The following is a 23,717-nucleotide window of genomic DNA, read 5'->3' as shown; positions in this document are numbered from 1 at the left end:
TCCTCGATATTTGTAAACCCGCCCTCCCCACACAATAATTCAGATCGATCGAGTATCTGATTGTTTTTTCTGCAAATACTCGCCCACTTCTCGTGCACGCTCAAAACCCCTTCGCACGCAATCTCCCAAAGCCACGCCGCCAATGTAGTTACTGCACAAATACACCCCCGGCAAAGATTTTAAGCCTTCATCGATTTGTTGCAGGCGATCGAAATGCCCCAAATTGTACTGAGGAATCGCCCGCTTCCACACATTCACCGCTAAAACTTTGGGCTGTGGCACATCTGGTTTCAGCAAAATCCGAGACAAATCTCGGTGCACCTCCCGAACGATTTCTTCTGAGTCGAGATTGCCAATTTCCGAGTCTGTTGCCCCGCCGATGAAACTGGTGAGAGTGTGCCAGCCCCCAGGCGTGCGATCGGCAAATAAACTTGATGTCCAAATCGTCCCCAGAGTGCGAATTCCCTGCCCCCTCGGAATTAAATTTCCAAAACCTACTAATTTACCCTTGACATCAGAATGCGGATATGCTAACACCACGCAGGCAACCGTAGGATAAGTAAAAGCTTGTAAAGGAGTGCTAACTTCCGGTTGCAGAGGCTGCAACAAATCGGCTGTAACATAAGCCGGCGTGGTCAAAACCACGGTACGCGCCTCAACTTCCTGCGGTCCGTCGGGCGTCGAGAATACAGCAATGTAAGTTTCGCGTTCTGTACGCTGGAGGCGAGTCAGGTGCCAGTTGAGTTTCACTCGATCGCCCAATTCAGCAGCGATCGCCTCTGGCAAAGCCTTCAACCCCTGTTTGAACGAACCCAACTCCCCCGGCCTAGTCTTAGGCACATTCGGGTCTGCAACAGTCTTTAGCCCCTCCTTGGTAAGGGGGGGTTGGGGGGGTCTTTTCCTAGCAGAAAGCAGCGCCCCCGCCATCAGCCCGCCACCCAGATCAGCCATCTTTGCTACCCGGCCAAAAGCCGCCGCCGCGCTAAGTTGTTGCGGATCGCCCGCATAAACCCCAGAAACAAAAGGTTCCACCAACCGCTGCATCACTTCCGTCCCCAGATGACGGCGGAAAAATTGAGAAACAGTTTCCTCGTTACCCTGCTGCGAAAGTCGATCGCCCATTGCCGGCGCGACAAATCCCAAAGCCCCGAACAACGCCCGCAGTTTCCCCGGAAAACTCAGTAACTGAGACTGAATCATCGCCGGTGGAGTCATCGGCACCGGTTGCAGCTTTTTTTGCCAATAAACAAAACGAGGCAATTTGCGATCGGCAAAAATCAACTCTTGCTTCAATCCCACATCCACAGCCAACTTCATCAATTCTGGCGTCGGCGAAAAACTGTTCGGGCCCTCCTCCCAGAGAAACCCTTCGGCTGTCACAGTGGTGATGTTCCCGCCCACACGTCCCTGACTCTCAGCGACTAAAATCTTCAGCGGCGATGCACTCGTTGCTTCCTTGTGAAGTGCGTGCGCCAAACTCAAACCGCTAATACCCGCACCCACAATCAAGGTATCTAATAGTTCCATATTACATAGAAAAATATCGCAATCTTTATGTTACATGGCTTTGCACGGCTTGCGTTCTTTGCTGGGCGTACTGCCAAACCGCTTTCAGATTACCCAAATGGGAATTGGGAATCGGTAAGCTGTCGGGCATTTCTTAAGCATTTTTCTCGCAGGTTGTGGATTAACATCTGCCCACCTCCCCGTCTCCCCGTCTCTCGATCTCGCTTTTGTATCCGCTGGGTCTGGTTTAAAAAAAGAGCATCTGCTGTTATTAAGCTATATTCCCAAAAATACTATTTCTTTAAAATTTTTGTATTATAGGCAACAGCGCCGAAAATTGCACCGGGAAACGCAGCAGTACAGTGTCCAAAAAGATTTGAGTGGGTTAAACTAACTTTAGGAAAATTTGAGAGCTTAAGCAAGTCAGCACCCCGCTCGGAAGAGATGGGGCTTTATGCCCTAATCAAAAGACATAGTTGACCAGCTATCGTCTTAACTGATTAGGTTATCAAAAATATGGGTGTAGCTCAAGCTGCTATGAGATCGCGCGTGAAATATTTGAAACGGTAATTCTTCCGTTGAAAGTAGATCATAAAAGTACCAAGTGACCAAGTAGCCCCCTGTAGAAGTAATCAATATTCAAGGCGGTTAAAACTGCCTGATGAGTGTTTTCCTCGATCGGTCTACTCACATCTTGCACCATTCTCGCTTAACAGGCTTTCCGGCCTGTTCCACAAAGAGTTAATTTCTTGTGGGGAGTAGGGGTTGGGCATCCTGCCCGCCCATAAAAGCTTATTGAAAATGGGGCAACATATGAGTCTAAAGACACGAGGTTTTCATAATACTAAGCTTTTCTCATGAAAAAATACCCATGCAGGAAGTTATCAACTCGTTTCAGTCTTTTTTCTCTAACTCTGTTGATGCTTTCCTAGAGTGCGATCGACAGCAAAATTACCTATCGATAAATCCAGTCGCTGCTGCTTGGATGGGATTGGAGCCTGCTGAAATAGTCAACAAAACTAATCAGGAATTATTAAAATTATATCCCAATAATGCTGCTGTCAAAAATATAATCTCGCAGATTGATTCTTGCCTGCAACAAGTATTTATTACCGGGGAAAAGCGGCTGGCAATTCATGAGGTGACGACGGCAGACGGCGGGATTAAAATTTACGAAACTGCTTACACGCCAGCGGTGGATGCCTCTAGCAAGCAGATGCGGGTTTTGGGCGTCGGTAGAGATATCACCAGGCATTACCGCTGGCAGCAGCAGAAAACTCAACAGTTGCGCCGATCGAATCATTTACTGTGGTTGAATGCAGCTAACAGTCCCCTGGCAATGGTGGGCTGGGATGAAGATTTTCGGATAGTTCAATGGTCGAAACGCGCCGAGGAAATCTTTGGCTGGACAGCCGATGATATGATGGGCAAGCACTTTGGCGATTTAGATTTGGTTTGCGAAGAAGATAGAGAGGCTGTAAGCGCGATCGAGCTTGAACTAGCCACCGGCAACGGTAATACTTCAATTAACCGCAACTATACTAAAAGCGGACAGGTGATTTGGTGTCGCTGGTTCAACTCGATTATTCGCAGTGGCGACACTTTTACCGTGCTTTCTTTGGTGGAAGATATCACCGATCGCAAACGGTTGGAAGCAGAAAAAGCCCAAGCTTCTCGCCTCACAGCCATGGTAGCCGATGTGGGTATTGCCCTCACCAGACACCCTCAAGATATCCTGCTTCCCTGCTGCGAGGCAATGGTGCGAAATCTCGATGTCACTTCGGCGGAAATTTGGACTTTCAACACTCAACATAATGTTTGCCAATTGCAAGCAGTATCGGGAATCTACAGCCGCACACACGATCGCGCTAGCTTTATTGAAAGTAAGGTTAACTCGATCGCCAAACAGCAAAAACCAGAATTTGACTGCGGATTTGAACTGAACAATTTTGGACTCCCAGAGGAAGAATCCCCGAAAGCAACAGAGGCGCAAAAGTCCGAAGTAGCAATTATCAACACCAGTCAAAAGCCGACAAATTGCCAAATTCCCAACCAAATTATAACCTTCGCCGGCTACCCTTTGATAGTCGAAGAACGGCTGGTGGGAGTCATGGTAATTATCAGCCGCCAGCCGCTGAGTGCACCTTTTCAGGAAACTTTAGCATCGGTTGCTGATGTCATTGCTTTAGGCATCGAACGCAAGCGTGCCGAAGCTGAATTAAAATCAGCTAGAGGTTTCCTCAATTCCGTAGTAGAAAATCTGCCGGTGGGAGTTTTTGCTAAAGATGCTTCTTCGCTGAAATTTGTGCTGTGGAATAAAGCGGGAGAAACGATCGCCGGTGTTACCTCTCAAGAGGCGATCGGCAAAAATGACTACGATATTTACCCCAAAGAACAAGCTGATGTTTTTACTGCTCAAGACAGGGAAATATTGACCGGTGAGCACAACCAATCTACTGTTAAAGACATAGCCGAAGAGCCGATCCAAACTCGCCACAAAGGTATGAGAATACTGCACACCCGCAAAGTGCCAATTCTCGACGCTGCAGGGCGTCCTCAGTACGTTTTGGGGATTACTGAAGATATTACCGAACGCAGGCAGGTAGACGAAAGCGTGCGCCTCTACGACCAAATTGTGGAGAATATGCAAATTGGTTTGTACGTCTACCATTTAGAAAATATAGACGATGACAGCACTCTCAGGGCGATCGCCTCCAATCCTGCGGCTACCCTATTTACCGGATTAGAAATGGCTGATGTTTTGGGAATGACAATCGACGAGATTTTTCCCCAACTGCGATCGAAAAACATTCCCCAAGCATTTGCTTCGGTAATTCGCACCCAGAAAGCCGTAGAACTTGAAGATATTGACTGCGATGAAGGGGGTCGAATAACTCGCGCTTTTTCTATTAAAGCTTTTCCATTACCCAACAACTGCGTCGGTGTTGCTTTTGAAAACATTACTGCTCGCAAGCGCCTAGAACTAGAACTGCAGGCGTCTTTGGAAAAAACCGAACGTTCCGAACAACTCCTGCGTACAGTAATAGACAAAACTAGCGACTGGATTTTAGCCAAAGACAAAAACTTTCGCTGTATTTTGGCTAACAGAAGTTTCGCTCAAGCGATCGGCAAAACAGTCGAAGAGATAATTGGCAAATCCGATTTAGAATTAGGATTTTCCGAAGAGCTCGTGTTTGGGAATTCCGCCCAAAATATCCGAGGCTTCCGCACAGACGACTCTGCTGTACTAGCCGGCGAAATCATCCACAATCCCTGCGATCCGGCAACTATTGCTGACGGTTCAGTACATATTTTTGATACCCAAAAACTTCCCCTACGCGACGCTGAAGGTAATGTATTTGCAGTGCTAGCTTTCGCTCACGATATTACCGAACGACATGAATCGGAAGCAGCTTTGCGTAGAAGTGAATCAAGATTTAGGTCTTTGGTTGCTAATATTCCCGGAGTTGTTTATCGCTGGAAGTGCGATTTTTCGACTAATTTTATTAGCGATGCCGTTTACTTATTAACCGGCTACCCGGCGGCAGATTTTATTTGGCTTTTGGACAGGAGAGGCCGGACTTTTGCTAGCATTATTTATCCGGAAGATTTGGCAAAAGTAGAAGCAACTATTCGGCAAAGCATAGAAAACAAAGAGTCTTATAACTTGGAATACCGCTTGCTAGCAGCAGACGGCACGGTTAAATGGGTTTGGGATAAAGGTTCTCCTGTGTTCGACGCAGAGGGAAACGTTTGCTATTTGGACGGGGTGATTTTTGATATTAGCGATCGGTACTACGCCGAGGAAGCATTGCGCCAAAAAACTTTAGAGTTAGAAGCAGTTTTTCGCGCTTTGCCTGATTTGTATTTTCGACTAGATGCTGACGGTATCATTGTGGATTATTTGTCAGGAACTTCCTCGAATTTATACGTACCTCCCGAACATTTTATGGGTCAACGAATGACAGACATATTGCCACACAATGTCGCCTGCCAATTTGCCCAAGCAATCTTTGAAGTTTCCGAAACAAGAAACTCAATCGATATAGAATATTCGCTTTCCATGTCGGAAGGAGAAACAACTTATGAAGCCAGACTGTTGCCGTTTAATTCAGATCAGATTATTATTTTAGCCCGCAATATTACCAAGCGCAAACAAGCCGAAGCTCAATTAAAACATAAAAATCGCCAGCTAGAGCAAACATTGAAACAATTAGGCAGGACTCAAGCTCAACTAATTCAAGCGGAAAAAATGTCGGGTTTGGGACAGCTAGTGGCGGGAATTGCTCACGAAATCAATAATCCTGTCAGTTTTATTTACGGTAATATCACTTACGCTAGTGAGTATGCCAAAAACTTGCTGGAACTGTGCAGTTTGTACCAAGCACACTACCCGGAACCTGTTGCGGTTATCCAAGATTTGGCAGAAGAAATAGAACTGGAATTCATGAAAGAGGATTTCCCGCACCTGCTGAATTCAATTCAAACCGGAGCCGATCGCATTCGCCAAATAGTTCTGTCTTTGCGTAATTTTTCGCGCCTGGAAGAATCCGATCTTAAGCGTGTTAATATTCACGAAGGAATAGACAGTGCTCTGTTGATTTTGCAACACAAGATTAAAGAAAATGGCAGAAATCGTCATATTCAAATAGTTAAAGAATATGGAAAATTACCGCAGATACAGTGCTACGTGGGACAGTTAAATCAAGTGTTTATGAATATTTTAAATAATGCTGTTGATGCTTTAGCAGATGTCCGGCAGAGGAAGTTGGAATTGTCTAGTTATTCGGAAGAGGAACGGCAAGATTTTGCTAGTTTACCTTTAAGTTGCTCCGCATTGCCGTGGATTCGGATTCGCACGGAGTTGCTGGAGAACAATCGGGTGGCGATCGTAATTTCAGATAACGGGTCTGGCATGGCAGAGTCTGTTAAGTGTCGGGTATTTGACCCGTTTTTTACTACTAAACCAGTAGGCAAAGGTACAGGTTTGGGAATGTCTATCTCCTATCAGATTGTGGTGGAAAGACACGGAGGGACGCTGCAGTGCATTTCCGCGCCGGGAGAGGGAACTGAATTTGCGATCGAGATTCCAATTCGGCAGAGGTAATTAGTCAGTTGACTGTTGACTGTTGACTGTTGACTGTTGACTGTTCACTGTTCACTGTTGACTGTTGACTGTTTACTGTTTACTGTTGACTGTTCACTGTTTACTGTTTACTGTTGTCATTGGGAATTGGTCGTTTTACTGGAAAAATGATAATCTAGTTAAAGGTTGTAAAAGTCAGGAATATTAGCATGGTATACAAAAACATACATACTTCTAGTGCCGTTGCCAAACAAATTAAAGAAGAAGAAGATAATGATGATTCCTATGTTGACTATTTTTATGACAATCCGGGGGCTCCGCCGGGAACTCTCGACTTAGAACCCGATGCGCCGCCTCCCGAGATTGTATTAATTGACTATTGCGAAACAGCAGCTACTCGCGCCCACTTGGCAAATCCTCGAGAAGGTGCTGCGTATTTAGATACAGCATCTGTTTCTTGGGTTGATATGTTGGGATTGGGAAACAAAGAAACCTGGCGACAAATGGGCGAAGTATTTAATTTGCACCTAATGGCTCAGGAAGATGTAGTTAATGTTCCCCAGCGACCGAAAGTAGTAGACTATGAAGAACACATTTTAATCATTGCTTGGATGGTGATGCTGCATCCAGAATCTGATACTTTTCATAAAGAACAAGTAAGTTTTATTTTGGGCAAGCATTACCTGCTAACTGTTCAGGAAGAACCAGACTATGATTGTTTTGAACCAGTGCGCGATCGCATTCGTAAAGGACAAGGAATGATTCGCAAACACGGAGCAGATTATCTAGCTTATACTCTGTTAGATTCGATTATAGATGGATTCTTCCCTGTATTAGAAGTTTACGGAGAGCGCATTGAAGAATTAGAGGATGAAGTGGTGGTGAACCCCACCCGCAAAACCCTGGAAAAAATCTATAAAATCCGGCGAGAATTGCTGACTCTGCGCCGCGCCATTTGGCCGCAGCGGGATGCAATTAATGTTTTGATTCGAGATAGCAGTGATTTGATTAGTCCAGAGGTGCGAATTTACCTGCGCGACTGTTACGATCACACGGTGCAGGTGATGGATATGGTGGAAACCTATCGAGAGTTGTCTTCGGGTTTAATGGATGTTTACTTGTCTTCGGTTGGTAATAAAATGAATGAAATCATGAAATTGCTGACGGTGATTTCGAGTATATTTATTCCTCTAACCTTTGTGGCGGGAGTATACGGGATGAATTTCAATACAGAGAAATCGCCATTAAATATGCCGGAACTGAATTGGTATTTTGGCTATCCGCTGTGTTGGGCTGTTATGGTAGGAATCGCCTCTGGTTTAGTTTACTTTTTCTGGCGGCGCGGCTGGTTTGATAATTTTTCTACTATCAAAGATGACTCATTAAAGTAACCGAATTGAAGATTTGAGATTGGGGATTAAAGATTGAAAAATTCAAAATTATGTTAGGTAAAAAGGTTTCCTGCCCCTAGTTGAATCCCTGCGATAAATCCTTGGATGATAATTGCCAACTTTTGTGCCCCCTGATTCATCCGTGAGTGATTTTAAGGGAGTTGCAGGGAAATTTAATTGTTGGGCGGGCTTTCGGGCACACCGTACAAGAGTTTGAATAAACTGAGATGTTGCACCATTGTCAAGAACAGGCTTTCCGGCCTGTTCCACAAGAGATGAATTTTATTGTGGAACAGGCCGGAAAGCCTGTTCATAAAAAGCTTATTGACAATAGTGCCAGATGTGAGAATAAACACAAATGTCCAAGTTAAGTGGGCGACAATTTAAAATATTCAATCTCAAATCCCAAATTGATTGACAAACGATCGCGTACAATAAATCTGGGGAAAAAGTAGGCGCAGGCGGTTGCGGATTAGCGAAAGCTTGTCTGAGGAAAGTCCGGGCTCCCGAAAAACCAAACTTGCTGGGTAACGCCCAGTGCGAGCGATCGTGAGGATAGTGCCACAGAAAGATACCGCCCCCCGATTTGAGATTGGAGATTGGAGATTTGAGATTGAATCAAAAATCAAGCATCGAAAATCGCAAAGTGTTAGGGGGTAAGGGTGCAAAGGTGCGGTAAGAGCGCACCAGCAGCATCGAGAGGTGCTGGCTCGGTAAACCCCAGTTGGGAGCAAGGTCGGAGGGACTATGGTTGGTTTTTTACCAGTTCCGTTTTTTGGTACCGCTTGAGGCGTCTGGTAACAGGCGTCCCAGATAGATAACTGCCCTCAAAAACTGCTTGCAGTTGAGAGAACAGAACCCGGCTTATGTCCGACTTTTTCCCCCCATTTAATTAAAATTACCGCTGGGAAATCAGGTTGACCAATCCTTTAGACCTGTTTTATGTTGGGAAAGGTGTGCAGTGCACACCGGGAGGAAGATTTTGGGTAAGGTGCACCATAAGCACCGGGAGGAATATTTAGTTTTTTAAGGAAAGTTTTTTATTAATATGAATCTGATACCAGTTAAAAAAAATAATGCCACTTTTGAAAACCTCCCAACCCGGATAGTCATCCGTGATTGCCACTTCTAAAATCTAAAATCTAAAATCTAAAATCTAAAATCTAAAATGGTATGATTTATCCGGGTCGCCAAAAGCAACTTGAAACATTAATTCAAAAATTGGGACTGAGGAAGAATGCTTCGATCAAATGGCATCTCCTCGATTTAGCCTTGACTCATGCGAGCGCGTCAGCTAAGGCAAATTACGAGCAACTAGAGTTTGTCGGCGATGCAGTTGTGCGACTGGCTGCGTCGGAATTGTTGTTTGAGATTTATCCTGACTGTACAGTGGGAGAATTTGCTGCTATTCGATCGATCTTGGTGAGCGATCGAATTCTTGCTAAAATCGCTGAAAGTTACGGGTTCGATCGCTATTTAATTGTTTCCAGCAGCGCCGCCGCAGACAAAACAGGCGCTGAACCCCGGCTGGCCGATGCTTTGGAAGCGGTACTGGCTGCGCTTTATTTGAGTACCCAGAGCTTAGAATTAATTCGCCCTTGGCTAGATTCTCACTTTCAACGCTTAGCGGCGGAAATCCGCAGCGATCCGGCTCGCCAAAACTACAAAGCTGCTCTCCAAGAGTTGACTCAAGGCAAATACAAAACTTTGCCCAAATATAGCGTGCAAGAAACCGGGACAGTGCAGGGCGGAGAGGATCGTTTTACCGCAGAAGTTCTCATTCTGGGAAAGTTGGTAGCAGAGGGAAAAGGTCGATCGATCAAAGCGGCGGAACAAGCAGCGGCTCAGGTAGCTTTCAATAAATTAGTTGGTAGTGAGTAGTGAGTAGTCAGTTGACTGTTGACTGTTGACTGTTGACTGGTGTTATCAGTTATAGGTTATTTGTTAGCTGCTACCAATAACCAATAACCAATAACCAATAACCAATAACCAATAACCAATAACCAATAACCAATAACCAATAACCAATAACTACTGCCAACAGTCAACAGTCAACAGTGATTTTTTTGAGTTAAAACATAGATAATAATAACAAAATATGCTATAATTGCTGTGCGATTTTTGAAATTATAATTAATGAAAATCGGAATAGCTGTATTGGGTGCAGGTCGCTGGGGAGTTAACCTAATTCGCAACTTTCTCGAACATCCCAACAGCCAAGTTTTAGCGGTGGTAGACCCGAATCGAGATTCATTGGCGGCCGTTCAAAAACAGTTTAATCTTGATGCCTCGGTGATTCTAGCTACCGATTGGTCTCAAGTGCAAGCCTTGCCGGGACTGCAAGCTGTGGCGATCGCTACTCCAGCTTCCACACACTACACCCTCGTAGCAGCAGCGCTCAAACAAGGCTACCACGTCTTAGCAGAAAAACCCCTCGCCCTCAACCTGACTGAAGCAATAGAACTCTGTCAATTAGCCGAAAAACAGCAGCGGCAACTCTTCGTTGACCACACTTATCTGTTTCATCCAGCAGTCGATCGAGGCCAAAGAATTATTCAACAGCATCAACTTGGAAAATTGCGCTACGGTTACGCCCAGCGCACCCATTTTGAACCGGTGCGCCATGACGTTGATGCTCTTTGGGACTTGGCTATTCACGATATCGCTATTTTCAATACTTGGCTGGAACAAATGCCAATTGAAGTAAGGGCGATCGGCACTGTTTTTCCGAAGGAATCAGGAATCAGGAATCAGGAATCAGGAATAAATAAAGAAGAAGCAGCAGAAATTGAAAATCAATTTTCTCCTTCACTGCTGACTACTAATCCTGCAGAAAAACTAGCAGATTTAGTTTGGGTAACGCTCACCTATCCCGACGGATTTCAAGCATTTATTCACCTGTGCTGGCTAAATCCCGACAAACAACGGCGCTTAACAGTTGTTGGCAGTTTGGGAACCTTGATTTTTGATGAAATGTCGCCAGAAACTCCCCTGATTTTGCAGCGTGGGAATGCAGATTGGGGAGGCGAAGAGAATAACTCTTTTGAAAGTGCGATCATCGCGCCACAGCCAACAAGCCTCAGACACCGCGAAGTGTTGAGTTTAGAACAAGTAGAACCGCTGAGGCGAGTGTGCGATCGCTTCCTCAATTGCGTGCAAACAAATACCCCCTGTCTTACCTCTTCGGGCGCGGCCTCCGTCGAATTAATCCGCATTCTCAGCACTTTGAGCAAATCCCTCGAACTCGGCGGACAGCCCCTAATACCATTTTAGATTTGAGATTTTAGATTGGGAAAATCACTCCTCAACTTTTGAAACTTCCCTTTTCCGTTACTAAGTCGGGGCTGTGAAAATAAAAACTTGACTGCTGATTGACAGGCAAAGAAATCATCACCGTAGTACCTTGATTCACGCCCGCGCTGTGCAGGGTAATGCTTCCGCTCATAGATTCCATTATCCTTCGCGAGATAGCCAAGCCCAAACCGTTACCGCCAAACTTGCGAGTTGTAGAACCATCAGCCATCACAAAAGGTTGAAACAATTTCTGCTGGTGCTCGGGATCGATACCAATTCCCGTATCTTTAATTGTCACCACCACCCAATCGCTTTGACCGCTGGGACCCGTCGTACTTTCAGCACTGCCGTTAAAACTACCAGAATTAGTCCTAGATTCTAGTCGCACAGATATATTAATGCTCCCCGACTCTGTAAACTTAACGGCATTGCTCAAAACATTTAAAAACACCTGTTTTAGCTTCTCCGGATCGGCATGAACAATAATCGGATCGTGAGGAGCTGGCAAACTTAACTTCAAGCCTTTTTCCTCGATTGGAGTCGCTTGCAAATCAATCGCGTCTTCAAGTACCTGAGTAATATCAACTACTTCTAACATCATGGAGAACGTGCCGGATTCTATTTTAGCAATGTCCAAAATATCATTAATAATATTGAGCAATTGCATTGACGAGTCGTGGGCCCGCTGTAGAAATTCCATTTCTTCATCTCGGTCATCGCAGTAGCCGTCCCGCACAATTTGAATAAAACCAATAATCCCGTTGAGCGGCGTTCTCAATTCGTGAGAAATATTCCCCAAAAATTCATTTTTTAATTGATTGGCAACTTGCGCTTCTTTGGTGGCGACTTCCAATTCTTTGGCCCAGGATCTAAGGCGCTGCACCATGCTGTTGAGTGCTTCTGATAGTTGATTGAATTCCCTAATTTGGAAATCTTGGGGCACTGTCTGCGACGCTTCCGTATCTACTTTCATCGCGTAGTCTCTCAGTTTTTCCACAGGACGCGCCAAGTCGCGAGACAGATATAAGGTCGCGATGATACTAGCAGCAACCAAACCTACAATTAAATTAAATAAAACTTGCTGAATTTCTTCCAAACCTGACAGAGCGTAATCTAAACGAGAAACAGCTAAAATAATCCACTTGCTGTTCTCCTGTGTAGTTGAAGGACTCGGGATAGCGGCGTATCCTGCTAGCAACTCTACACCATTTCTTTCAAAGGAAAATAGGTGGAGAAAAGCTTGTCCGCCGGCGATCGCCCTTTTGACAATACTTTTTAGTCGAGCGGCATCTGCCTCTTGGTCGATATTGCGGCCCACGCGGTTGACATTCGGGTGCGCCAAAATCGTCCCATCTTGGTCGATCGCCACCGTATAGCCGGCTAAAGAACCCTTGGGAGCGCTGGTTTGCACAGGCAATGCCGACTGCAAACTCAAAGCATAACTCAACTGCAGGGTATTGCCCCGACGAATGTAAACAGGAGCGCTCAACACCAAACTCGCTTGGCTATCGGAGCCTTCTTTACCCGGATCGGGAAAATCCTCAGCCCCCAAAGCCACCTTCTGATCGTTTGCTGTCCCCTGTCGCTGCGGAGGTAAGGACAGACTGATGTAAACGCTCTTGTCGTCCAGCAGCGTTTGCTGCTGCTGTACGGGTGGCCAAAATTTTGCCGGCAACGACTGAATCGGCTGCTGCCCGCAAGTGCTTGCTATCACTTGATTTGTCTTTAAATTAGTCAATTGCAAGCAATCAACCTGCGCTGGCAACCGCTGCCCTAATTGGGCGATAAACTTTTGATAATCCTTCGGATCTACCGACTGCAACATCGAGCTTTCCGAAGCGCCGATCAGATTCGACTTCAGCGATTTCGCCCACTGTTCAATAGTTTCTGCTTTTCTGACTGCACTTTCTGTCAAGTTTTGACGAGCAGTTTCCAGAAGCGTCGAGCGTGCCTTGCGATAGGTAACATACTCCCCCACCAGTAGAACCGGTACGCTGAGCAACAAAATCCGCGACAGTAAAATACGGCGAAAGGAGGATTGACCTAACTTAACCATAGGAAATATCTAAATTAAGGTGCAACACCCAACAGCGACCATTAAAGTGAAATAAACCAGACCGAAAGCGCGAATCTGTCTAGGGGGCTCTGCTGACTGGACAACACAGCTTCAGAACAACATTTAAACACAATTATAGAAGCCACTGTAGTAATCTCGATTCTAAGTGTGTGGACTTAAAGATACTCAGCAATTTGTTTGGCAACTGCCTGTGATCTAGGTCACACTTCCCTCTTCAATTCTCGGCTCGACTTGCGCCCCATCGCCCCAAGGCACATTTTTCCGGCTGGAAAAAGCGTCGGGTGGACATACCGCAGTTGCTTGAAGCTAGAATCGCATAGATGCCTTCACCCCAAATTAACAGGCAAAAAGTTCGGTTTCCGGCTAGTGTACAGAGATAATTCTTGCTAGATCGGACTTTTTCTTTCCGAATGCCTTCGAGAGATGGGCCAGAGATGGGCGATGCGAGATTTGGCATCCTGTCAAAGATTTCTTTTGCCATCCGATTGATTCGGTGACAATAATTCACCGGTCAAACAAAAAGAATGAGACGATCGAGCTGCCGATCGACTCTGACAACCCTAATGTGGGGAACCTTGGCCCAAACAGTGCACCCACGCTCCGTAAATTCGCGGTCTCGGCAATAATCTCCATAGCTTAATCGATGAAAAAAAACTTTAGCAATTATACGTATTATTACACAAACAACCGTCCGAGATATCATCACGCATATTTGATATCTCCCCTTTTAGAAATGCTGGCGACACTTCAGCAGACCAGCAAGACAAAACTCCGAGTTTTGGATCTCGGCTGCGGCAATGGCAGCCTCAGTCACGTTATCGCAGAGCACGGCTGCGAAGTTGTCGGCGTTGACACTTCAGCGGCCGGAATTGCCATCTCCCGTCAAAGTTTCCCCGATTGTCAGTTTATCGAAGCAGATATTTACGACCTTCCAGATACCGATATTTTGAACTCATTTGATGTTGTCTTAGCTATTGAAGTAATCGAACACTTGCTTTATCCTAAAGAACTAGCAAAAACTGCCAAAAAATGCATCAATCCGGGAGGAAGATTAATTATTTCCACACCATATCACGGCTATTTAAAAAATCTGGCTTTAGCGGTTTCTGGCAAACTAGATCAACATTTTACTGTTCTTTGGGATAACGGTCACATTAAATTTTTCTCAGTAGAGACGCTGACCAAATTATTAACACATGAAGGATACACCGACATAAAATTTAAATTTGCTGGTCGGTGTCCCTATCTTTGGAAATCAATGTTATGCTCTAGTAAGTTTTCAGGATAACCTGAAAACTTATGAGTGGTGAGTTGTCAATAAATTAAGTTTCTTGACTAGACCACCAGGCATCATAAAAAGTAAAAAATAAGTTTCACTAAAAAACAAGTAAAATGACTGTTGGCGTTTGGATATTAGGCGATCAACTGTGGGAGAAGCAAGCTGCTCTCAACCGCACAGATGATAAACCCTCCCTACCGATAATTTTAATTGAATCTTGGCAGCACGTTCAACAGCGGCGCTACCACCAACAAAAATTAGTATTAATTTGGTCAGCAATGCGGCACTTCGCTAAAGAATTGCGCGGCAGTGGATGGCAAGTTACTTACACAAAATCGGAGGACTTTGAAGCACCTCTCAAAGCTTGGATACAAGCTCACAATATCACCGAAGTGCGGGTAATGGCTCCGAACGATCGACCTTTTTTACAGCTCGTTCAAAACTTGCAACTCCCCTGTCAAATAACCCTAATTCCCAACAATCAATTCCTCTGGACAGAAACAGAATTCAAAGATTGGGCTTCAAGCCGCAAACGTTTGTTAATGGAAGACTTCTATCGAGCCAGCCGCCAACGTTTTCAAGTTTTAATGGATAGCAGCAATAAACCTGTGGGAGGGAAGTGGAATTTTGACAAAGAAAATCGTCAGCCACCCAAAGGAAAACTGGATACCCCGAAACCTCTCTGGTTTGAACCGGACGCCATAACTCAAGAAGTTATCGCACAAGTTAAATCTCTATCTTTCCCAACTTACGGCAAGATTGAACCTTTTCCCTGGGCGGTTACGCGAGAGCAAGCATTGCAAGTATTAGATAATTTCATCGAACATTGTCTCCCCGCTTTTGGCCCTTATCAAGACGCGATGGTAACGGGGGAGGAAACAATGTGGCATTCCCTAATTTCTCCGTATCTTAATATTGGCTTGCTGCATCCTTTAGAAGTTATTCAAGCGGCTGAAACAGCCTACCTCGAAAAAAACTTAAATTTAAACGGTGTAGAAGGTTTTATCCGCCAAATTCTGGGCTGGCGAGAATACATTCGCGGTGTGTATTTTTACGTGGATGCTGATTATTTTGAAAAGAATTGGTTCAACCACACTCAACCGCTGCCGGAGTTTTTTTGGGACGCTAGTAAAACAGATATGAACTGTTTGCGCCAAGTTTTAACTCAAGTCGAAGGCAGCGGTTACGCGCACCATATCCAGCGGTTGATGATTTTGAGCAATTTTGGTCTAATTGCGGGAATCTCGCCCCAGGAGCTAGAAAAATGGTTCCACAGTGCGTTTGTGGATGCCTATGACTGGGTAATGCAGACTAATGTGCTGGGCATGGGTTTGTTTGCTGACGGCGGTGTGTTGGCCTCGAAGCCCTATGCTGCTTCTGCCAATTACATTAATAAAATGAGCGATTATTGTCGGGGGTGCAAATTCGATCGCACAGTGCGATCGGGCGAAAATGCCTGTCCCTTCAACTTCTTCTACTGGGATTTCCTAGCGCGCCACCGGGAAAAACTTCAGTCGATCGGTCGCATGAGCTTTATCTTAGCCAATCTCGACAAAATGCCGCCAGCAGAATTGGCAACCATCCGCCAAAAAGCAGCAGAGTGGCACTTAGTCAGTTGACTGTTGTCAGTTGTCAGTTGACTGTTGTCAGTTGTCATTTGTTAATCCTTGGCAGTGGCTAATAACAAATAACCAATAACATTAATCAACAGTCAACAGTCAACAGTCAACAGTCAACAATGCCCCATGCCCCATGCCCCATGCCCTTAACATTAATCAACAGTCAACAGTCAACAGTCAACAGTCAACAATGCCCCATGCCCCATGCCCATGCCCCATGCCCTTTGCAATTCTTATTTTTTCCCTGACTTTTCCCTAAACATTCCACAGCGTTTCCACAGGCAAGTCTGAGGTTTTCCACAGATCCGACAAAGTTTTCCACAGAAATTAACGGCACGGTAGCATCTTGCTGCGGAATTGGGGATTTCCTTAACTTGCTGGCTAATTCCTCATAAACCGCCCAACACATAAAGATATGTAACAAAAAATGCCCTAAAAAGCTGATTCTTTGGTAAACCTTTTTTTTATCTAAAGGACTTTGTAATATTTCGCAACATTGACAAACCCACCCCCTCATAGCGCACAATGATGCGACCGACCTAAAAAAAGCGCTCTGATTTCGGCCGTCCCTGCACCTGTATCCGGCCGAAAGGGGGGTTCTGTTTTCAATTTATTAGCGAGACTAAAAAAAATGATGAACCCAACAGTCAGTATTTTTGCTGAAATTCCCGAAACGCTGCACGATTCTCTCAAAACTTACCTGGAAACCCATCCCGAATGGGATCTAGACCGAGTATTTTGCGCCGCCCTGTCGCTGTTTTTGTTGCAGAATGCCGATAGCGGTACGCCTGAAGCTTCGCGCAGTTATCGCCAAGCTGCGAGAGTTTATCTCGAAACTCTGTTTCAATCTCCTCAAGACTTGCACAGCAACAATGTAACTCCGTCCTCTTAAAGGATCAGGGGAGAGGGGGAGACGCGGTTTCTGGGAAGGATTTTAGTTGACCGAGAGGGCGCCCACTGCATAGGTGTCAACTTAAGCTTAAAATCCCTGAGAACTATCGCTTATAGCTTAATGCAGAGCCCCATTGCATCTCCCTTAAGAAGCAGGGCGGTTTCATTCTCACGAAAATCGCGATTTTGTAGGGGTAGTGCTACCCCTACTCCCCGTGCCTACCCCCTCCACTGACGAGGGAATCGGTGTTTCAAATATTGGGGCAACCACGGGGGGATTGGGGCAACCACGGGGGGATTGGGGCAACCACGGGGGGATTGCCCCTACAAGAGAATGAAAAATCCCCCCGGACAATCAGGGGATGCCGGGGGGATAAACTGCCTTAATCGTCAAACAGTAGACGGGTAGTACATAAGACGCGCTTGTTTACACGCATGGTGCTTATGGTTGAAAACTACATCATGCCCATGCCGCCCATGCCGCCCATGCCGCCCATGCCGCCCATGCCGCCCATGCCGCCCATGCCGCCCATGCCGCCCATGTCGCCCATGTCGCCGCCGGCTTTTTTCTTCTCGGGTTTTTCGACAATCACAGCTTCAGTGGTCAAAACCATGCCAGCAATGGAACCGGCATTTTGCAAAGCCGATCGCACTACCTTAGCCGGGTCAATAATCCCGGCGGCAATCATATCTTCGTACACGTCGGTGAGAGCGTTGTAGCCAACGTTGAACTCGCTCGCCCGCACTCGTTCGATGACGATCGAACCTTCAACGCCGGCATTATCAGCGATTTGACGCAAAGGTGCTTCCAAAGCTTTCTTCACCAAGTCAGCGCCTACTTGTTCTTCGGTGTCTAAAGTATTTCTGATCGCATCTATTTTTGTAATCAGGTGAATTAGCGTCGTGCCACCTCCGGCAACGATACCTTCTTCCACAGCAGCTTTAGTAGCGTTCAGAGCGTCTTCAATACGCAGTTTACGGTCTTTGAGCTCGGTTTCGGTAGCTGCGCCGACTTTAATTACAGCGATGCCGCCGGCGAGTTTGGCGATGCGTTCGGTTAGCTTTTCCTTGTCGTAGTCGGAATCCGTCGCTTCTAGCTGTTTGCGGATTTGCTCGATCCGTTTTAGCACGTCAGCTTTGTGTTCTTCGCCTGCAACAATGATCGTGTTTTCTTTGTCGATCGTAATTTTGCGGGCGGTACCGAGCATTTCTAGGGTTGCCGTATCGATGCTGAGTCCGACTTCTTCAGAAATCAGTTGACCGCCGGTGAGTACGGCGATATCTTGAAGCATAGCTTTGCGTCGATCGCCAAAACCAGGAGATTTGGTTGCTGCGATGTTCAATACGCCGCGGGCTTTGTTGACTACCAGAGTTGCCAAAGCTTCGCCTTCAATATCTTCGGCGATAATTAGCAGCGGTTGACCTGTGCGGGCGATTTTTTCGAGAACTGGAATTAGTTCTTGAATCGAGCTAATTTTTTTGTCGGTAATCAGGATGCGAGCGTTTTCGTACTCAACTTCCATGCGATCGGTGTTAGTGACGAAATACGGAGAAAGATATCCGCGATCGTACTGCATCCCTTCGACAACTTCCAATTCCGTTGTCAGAGATTTCGACTCTTCAACAGTAATTACGCCGTCTTTGGTGACTTTTTCCATTGCTTGGGCAATCATGGCGCCGACTTCTTCGTCGTTACCGGCGGAGACAGTAGCGACTTGAGCAATGGCGCTTCCTTCGACGGGTTTCGCCAATTTCTCGATTTCCAGCACCAAGTGGGCGATCGTTTTTTCAATACCCCGGCGCAGCGCGACTGGGTTTGCGCCTGCTGCGACATTCTTCAAACCTTCGCGAATGAGGGATTGAGCGATAACCGTTGCGGTTGTAGTGCCGTCGCCTGCGATATCTTTAGTTTTGGAGGCGACTTCTTGAATTAAGCGAGCGCCGGCATTTTCCAGGGGGTCTTCGAGCTCGATATCCCTAGCAACGGTGATACCGTCGTTAACGATTTGGGGAGCGCCGTATTTCTTTTCCAATAGGACGTTCCGGCCTTTCGGGCCCAAGGTGATGCGGACAGCATCGGCGAGTTGATTGACGCCGCGTTCTAGTGCCCGCCGAGATTTGTCGCTAAATGCAACTATTTTTGTCATGTTTGTCTCCAATCGCTTACATTAGCAAATTTAGCACTCTCTGAGTCTGAGTGCTAAGCCGATCGATTTTTGATTGTAGCGCGCCTCAACGGTGTGGGGGATTAGGGGGACGGATGGGAGATTTGGGCGCGATCGTTCCGGGTGGCTAAGGACAGGGCAATGCCGTGTCCCCACATATCTCGTGTCCCCACAGATATAATGTGGTTTGTTACATATCGATATAATCAGGTTTTGGTTCAGGCCTAAACCTAATTTTGATGGCGCGTTATCCCAAAGCAGAATTTTTAATAAAAATTTCTTAACTTGTGTTTTCGGTCATCTACCTTTCGATAGAGCTTCTATTCTTTTTTTCAAACTTCTACCTTCTATGGATCGTCAATTAAATAATTTCCCTTTTTTCTTGTGGGATGGGCGTCCCGCCCGTCTATTGGGGACGGGCGGGACGCCCATCCCACAACAGTCATGAAAAGTGGATTTTATTTAATTCTCATCCCTATAGCAACCGCCAAGACTATTAGGACGTTCTTAATTGCTAAAAACCTTGGGGAAGATTCCTTCTTCCTTCAGCATCCATCCGTTACATCCCGTACATTGCTCGTTGCGGAACCTTCTTTCTTTCCTCAATCAATCTCAAATTACGCACTAACAAATGGCTCGTTATTCTCGACTGCAAAAACTCGGCTCTTATATGCGCCCGCACTGGAAACCAACCTTCTGGGGCGTTTTTTCGCTATTAGTTGTCAATGCTGTGGGCGTTTACATTCCCCTACTGATTCGGAATGCAGTGGACACTCTGCAAGTGGCGACTAAATTTGACGAAGTTTTCAACTTCGTGGCACTAATTCTGATTCTCGCCTCAATTATGTGGGTAATTCGGATGGCGTCGCGGATTTTGCTGTTTGGCGTCGGGCGTCAAGTCGAATTTGACCTCAAACAGCAAATATTTAATCATTTATTAACATTAGAACCGTCTTATTTTGCAGCCAATACGGTAGGAGATTTAATTAACCGCGCTACTTCCGATTTGGACAATATTCGGCGCTTGGTGGGGTTTGCGGTACTCAGTTTAGCGAATACGGCATTTGCCTATGCTTTGACTTTGCCGGTGATGCTGGGGATTAATGTAAGGTTGACACTGTTTGCGATCGCAGTTTATCCTTTAATGCTGGTTTTGGTACAGTTATTTAGCGACAAACTTCGCATCCAACAGTTAGCCGTGCAAGAGGAATTGTCGGCGATGAGCGATTTAATTCAGGAAGATATGAGCGGGATGTCCGTAATTAAAATCTACGCTCAAGAAGAAAACGAACGCCGAGCTTTTCGCAATTCCAATGCGAAGTTGCTATCAGCAAATTTGGAATTAGCAAAAACTAGAAACTTTATTTTTCCGCTGCTGGGCGGTTTGGCAAGCATCAGTTTGTTGGTGCTGCTTTCTGCTGGTGGCGGGGCAATTGCTAATGGTCAAATTAGCATTGGCGATTTTGTGGCGTTGCTGATTTATGTCGAGCGTTTGGTGTTTCCGACGGCGCTGTTGGGTTTCACAATTACTGCTTACCAGCGGGGAGAAGTGAGTGTCGATCGCATCGAATCAATTCTGACTGTGGAACCGCAAATTAAGGATACTGCCGATGCAGTTGAACTGGCAACTCCAGTCAAAGGAGAAATTGTGGCTCGCCATCTAAATTATACTTATCCCGGTGCTAAGATACCCGCGCTTAAAAATGTTGATTTTACCATAAAACCGGGCGAAACTGTCGCAATTGTCGGGGCGATCGGATCTGGAAAATCAACTTTAGCTAATGCACTGCCACGCTTGCTGGACATCGATCCGGGCGAGTTATTTGTAGACGGACAGGATATTACCAAGGTAAAGTTGACCGAATTGCGCGGGGCGATCGCCTACGTTCCGCAAGAAAGCTTTCTGTTCGGCACTACCATCAAGAATAACATCCGCTACGGAAACCCCTTAGCGGAACAGCCGGAGATTGAAGCCGCAGCAAAACAAGCGCAAATTCACGCCGAAATCCTCAACTTTCCCCAGCAGTACAAAACAGTTGTCGGCGAGCGCGGCATTACTTTATCCGGCGGACAGCGGCAGCGGACAGCACTTGCTCGCGCTTTGCTAGTTGACGCCCCCGTGCTCATTTTGGATGACGCTCTTTCCAGCGTTGACAATCAAACTGCTACCGACATTTTGCGAAACTTGGCAACGGGAACCGATCGCAAAACGGTAATTTTTATCTCGCATCAAATGTCAGCGGCGGCCAGTGCCGATCGCATTTTTGTGATGGAGCAAGGAGAAATAGTTCAGAGTGGCACTCACGTTGAATTGGTAGGGCAAACAGGGCTTTATCAGTATTTGTGGAACCAGCAAAAATTAGAGGAATTGCTGCATTGACAAAGGATATCATGTCCGGTCGATTACCCTGATTCCTGTAGGGGCGGGTTCACCAATAATATTTGCCAAAAACGGACAATCTCACAAACGGGCCCCGGCAATTGTATTATGGGCGATCGGACATCATATGATAAATACTTTGAGTCATCTATACTTAGACCCTAGATAAGTAGGTTGGTGCAAATAAACTGGTCACGAGGAGGGCGGGTTTTGTGAGAATAAATTGGCTGCTAGCATAGCTCCCGGCTAAACCCGCCCGACCCATCTAATGTTTATTTGTAACCACCTACTTAACTAGGAAAGTTACTGTTAAAATTGCTCCCACTAACTGCATCCCTAATCATATGATTTTGGTGCTAAAAAAGCGACCAAATTTATTGCTAACCGATTTTAATTAGCTACATTACTGAATGGAATTTCTTCTGCTTCTTGAAACAATTTAATCGATTGCAGACTATCTGAAGCAGCATCCCAAAGAATGAATTGGAAGCAGTCAGGAATATCGCGGATTGTCAGTGATTTTGAATTAGCAAGCAGGTGAATATTAGCATTGTGACAAGCTTCAAGATTATAGTTAGGTATTCGCTCCGAAAGATGATGAATATTGTGGTAAGCAATATCAGCAGAAAACCAATTGAGAATAGTCGGTAATTTTAGGTAACTACTGCCTTCAATTGCGCCCAGAAGATAGTCCCAACCTTCGGCTTTATGAGCGTAGGAACCGTCAAAATTATGCTGAACAAAGAAAATACAGATAAATATCGCTGCTGAACAGGTCATGACAATTGAGTAAACACTCCAGAAAAAGCCAAACCCCAGTAAGTTGCTCAGATAAATCCAGCTACCAACAACACAAATATTGTTGAAGAGTAAATCCCAAAACTCAGCCGTCGTATACCAATGTTTAGATTTATAAGAAGCAATGATTGCAGATAAACCCATGCCTAAATCTTGCTTGAGACAAGCAAAAATATGTCGGATAAAACCCGTAATTCCTAAGATTAGCGCGAGTCGGGGCTTAATAATTAGATAGAAAAAACCACCGGGAAACAGCATCAATGGGTGTCTGAGTAACTGATAGATCTTTTGACTAAATGGACTTAGCGCCGCAAATTTTTCGGTGGATATCAACGCCGAAGGGCCTCGGTACATATCCCAATTACCATTATGTTTGTGGTGATAAGCGTGCCCCCTCGACCAGGGATACTGAGGAATCGCATTGATGATACCTAGCAGAAAACCCATAATGCGATTGACTTTTTTGGAACTAAAAAGAGAATAGTGTCCGCAATCGTGCATCAAAGAGAAACAACGTCCTGAAAAAAGTGTCATCAACACCATTATCGGCGGCAGCAAGAATACAGAAATAGCAACAGCTTTAAATGCTAAAAACCATAAGAATATATAAGGAATAACTGTATTGAGTATTTGGCAAGTAGCTTTCAAATTGTTGCTCTTCATATAAGGAGCCAGCACAAAATCCGACTTTTTGATCGCGCTTTTCATTCAGTATATCTATGGTGTGTGGATAAGTGCTTAGCTTAGCATCACAGTTGCGGGACAGCGGCGGATTTACCCCGGACTTTCCCCGTTTCTTCCAAAGGTTTTTTTTGTGGGAACCGATTTTTGCACATTTATGAGGTTATCACAACTCTGGTTTGTTTACAAAAAAAACTGTAAAGCCTGTTAGCAGCCGAACAAATTGCTGCACCGGAAGGCATTAATATGATTGATTGGTTGCACGATCGACCTGTGGTGATGTATGCCGCTATTTTTGCTTGCATCGTATGTGCCACACTTTACCGTACCGGGATCTACCCTCAACTCGATCGCACGCTCAAAAGTTGGGATACTGGCGAAAACTTTTTATCCGTTGGGAGGGCTATAGGGGCGATCGACAAACCGCCCGCCCCGGAAACCAAAGCTGACACAACATCCAGAAGCGCAGAGGATTTTGGATCAACTCCTTGAAACGAGAATTTGAGGAGCGATCGCAATTGCCTGCGTTTTTTGTGCTCGGAGATAGCTC

General features: G+C 45.7%; 14 protein-coding genes and 1 other RNA gene. 10 read left to right on the top strand and 5 right to left on the bottom strand.

Annotation, left to right across the window (positions count from 1 at the left end):
* Nucleotides 1-39: 39 nt before the first annotated feature.
* A complete protein-coding gene (gene hemG / locus QUB24_RS18295) occupies nucleotides 40-1,527 on the bottom strand; it encodes a protoporphyrinogen oxidase (protein WP_333154599.1) in 1,488 nt (495 codons plus the stop codon).
* Nucleotides 1,528-2,377: 850 nt separating this feature from the next.
* Here hemG and QUB24_RS18290 point away from each other — a divergent pair.
* The 5 genes from QUB24_RS18290 (at nucleotide 2,378) to QUB24_RS18270 (ending at nucleotide 11,256) form a co-directional block, all read left to right on the top strand.
* Nucleotides 2,378-6,613 (top strand): PAS domain-containing protein, encoded by a 4,236-nt coding sequence (locus tag QUB24_RS18290; protein WP_333154598.1) that lies wholly within the window; start codon nucleotides 2,378-2,380, stop codon nucleotides 6,611-6,613.
* A gap of 188 nt (nucleotides 6,614-6,801) precedes the next feature.
* Entirely contained in the window at nucleotides 6,802-7,983 is a 1,182-nt protein-coding gene (gene corA, locus QUB24_RS18285) for a magnesium/cobalt transporter CorA (protein ID WP_333154597.1), read from the top strand.
* A 448-nt stretch (nucleotides 7,984-8,431) separates the two neighbouring features.
* Nucleotides 8,432-8,865: RNase P RNA component class A (gene rnpB, locus QUB24_RS18280), an RNA gene on the top strand.
* Between the two features lie 291 nt (nucleotides 8,866-9,156).
* Complete coding sequence (gene rnc, locus QUB24_RS18275; RefSeq protein ID WP_333154596.1) at nucleotides 9,157-9,864, top strand: ribonuclease III; 708 nt, start codon at nucleotides 9,157-9,159, stop codon at nucleotides 9,862-9,864.
* A gap of 255 nt (nucleotides 9,865-10,119) precedes the next feature.
* Complete coding sequence (locus tag QUB24_RS18270; RefSeq protein WP_333154595.1) at nucleotides 10,120-11,256, top strand: Gfo/Idh/MocA family oxidoreductase; 1,137 nt, start codon at nucleotides 10,120-10,122, stop codon at nucleotides 11,254-11,256.
* A gap of 31 nt (nucleotides 11,257-11,287) precedes the next feature.
* On the opposite strand, the gene QUB24_RS18265 is transcribed toward QUB24_RS18270, so the two are convergent.
* Both QUB24_RS18265 and QUB24_RS18260 read right to left on the bottom strand, forming a co-directional pair.
* The gene (locus QUB24_RS18265) at nucleotides 11,288-13,333 is read right to left on the bottom strand and encodes a sensor histidine kinase (RefSeq protein WP_333154594.1); all 2,046 of its coding nucleotides are present in this window, start codon (nucleotides 13,331-13,333) and stop codon (nucleotides 11,288-11,290) included.
* Nucleotides 13,334-13,568: 235 nt separating this feature from the next.
* Nucleotides 13,569-13,835 (bottom strand): hypothetical protein, encoded by a 267-nt coding sequence (locus QUB24_RS18260; protein ID WP_333154593.1) that lies wholly within the window; start codon nucleotides 13,833-13,835, stop codon nucleotides 13,569-13,571.
* A 162-nt stretch (nucleotides 13,836-13,997) separates the two neighbouring features.
* On the opposite strand from QUB24_RS18260, the gene QUB24_RS18255 reads away from it, so the two are divergent.
* The 3 genes from QUB24_RS18255 to QUB24_RS18245 all read left to right on the top strand — a co-directional run bounded on the left by QUB24_RS18255 (nucleotide 13,998) and on the right by QUB24_RS18245 (nucleotide 17,144).
* Complete coding sequence (locus tag QUB24_RS18255) at nucleotides 13,998-14,642, top strand: class I SAM-dependent methyltransferase (RefSeq protein ID WP_333154592.1); 645 nt, start codon at nucleotides 13,998-14,000, stop codon at nucleotides 14,640-14,642.
* 104 nt (nucleotides 14,643-14,746) lie between these two features.
* A complete protein-coding gene (locus tag QUB24_RS18250; RefSeq protein ID WP_333154591.1) occupies nucleotides 14,747-16,252 on the top strand; it encodes a cryptochrome/photolyase family protein in 1,506 nt (501 codons plus the stop codon).
* A 634-nt stretch (nucleotides 16,253-16,886) separates the two neighbouring features.
* Nucleotides 16,887-17,144, top strand: coding sequence for a DUF2811 domain-containing protein (locus tag QUB24_RS18245; protein ID WP_050813024.1), 258 nt, complete (start codon nucleotides 16,887-16,889; stop codon nucleotides 17,142-17,144).
* A gap of 454 nt (nucleotides 17,145-17,598) precedes the next feature.
* Here the strand turns inward: QUB24_RS18245 and groL are convergent, their stop codons facing one another.
* Nucleotides 17,599-19,290, bottom strand: a complete 1,692-nt coding sequence (gene groL, locus QUB24_RS18240) for a chaperonin GroEL (protein WP_333154590.1) — start codon at nucleotides 19,288-19,290, stop codon at nucleotides 17,599-17,601.
* Between the two features lie 649 nt (nucleotides 19,291-19,939).
* On the opposite strand from groL, the gene QUB24_RS18235 reads away from it, so the two are divergent.
* Complete coding sequence (locus tag QUB24_RS18235) at nucleotides 19,940-21,688, top strand: ABC transporter ATP-binding protein (RefSeq protein ID WP_333154589.1); 1,749 nt, start codon at nucleotides 19,940-19,942, stop codon at nucleotides 21,686-21,688.
* 390 nt (nucleotides 21,689-22,078) lie between these two features.
* Here QUB24_RS18235 and QUB24_RS18230 read toward each other — a convergent pair whose 3' ends face one another.
* Entirely contained in the window at nucleotides 22,079-23,194 is a 1,116-nt protein-coding gene (locus QUB24_RS18230) for a fatty acid desaturase (RefSeq protein ID WP_333154588.1), read from the bottom strand.
* A 219-nt stretch (nucleotides 23,195-23,413) separates the two neighbouring features.
* Here QUB24_RS18230 and QUB24_RS18225 point away from each other — a divergent pair, with 219 nt between their 5' ends.
* The gene (locus QUB24_RS18225) at nucleotides 23,414-23,659 is read left to right on the top strand and encodes a hypothetical protein (protein WP_333154587.1); all 246 of its coding nucleotides are present in this window, start codon (nucleotides 23,414-23,416) and stop codon (nucleotides 23,657-23,659) included.
* Nucleotides 23,660-23,717 lie beyond the last annotated feature (58 nt).

The organism is Microcoleus sp. B9-D4 (genome assembly GCF_036705105.1).
Classification (GTDB): domain Bacteria; phylum Cyanobacteriota; class Cyanobacteriia; order Cyanobacteriales; family Microcoleaceae; genus Microcoleus.
Note: the sequence above shows the minus strand (reverse complement) of the source record. Positions and strands in the feature narration are given on the sequence as shown.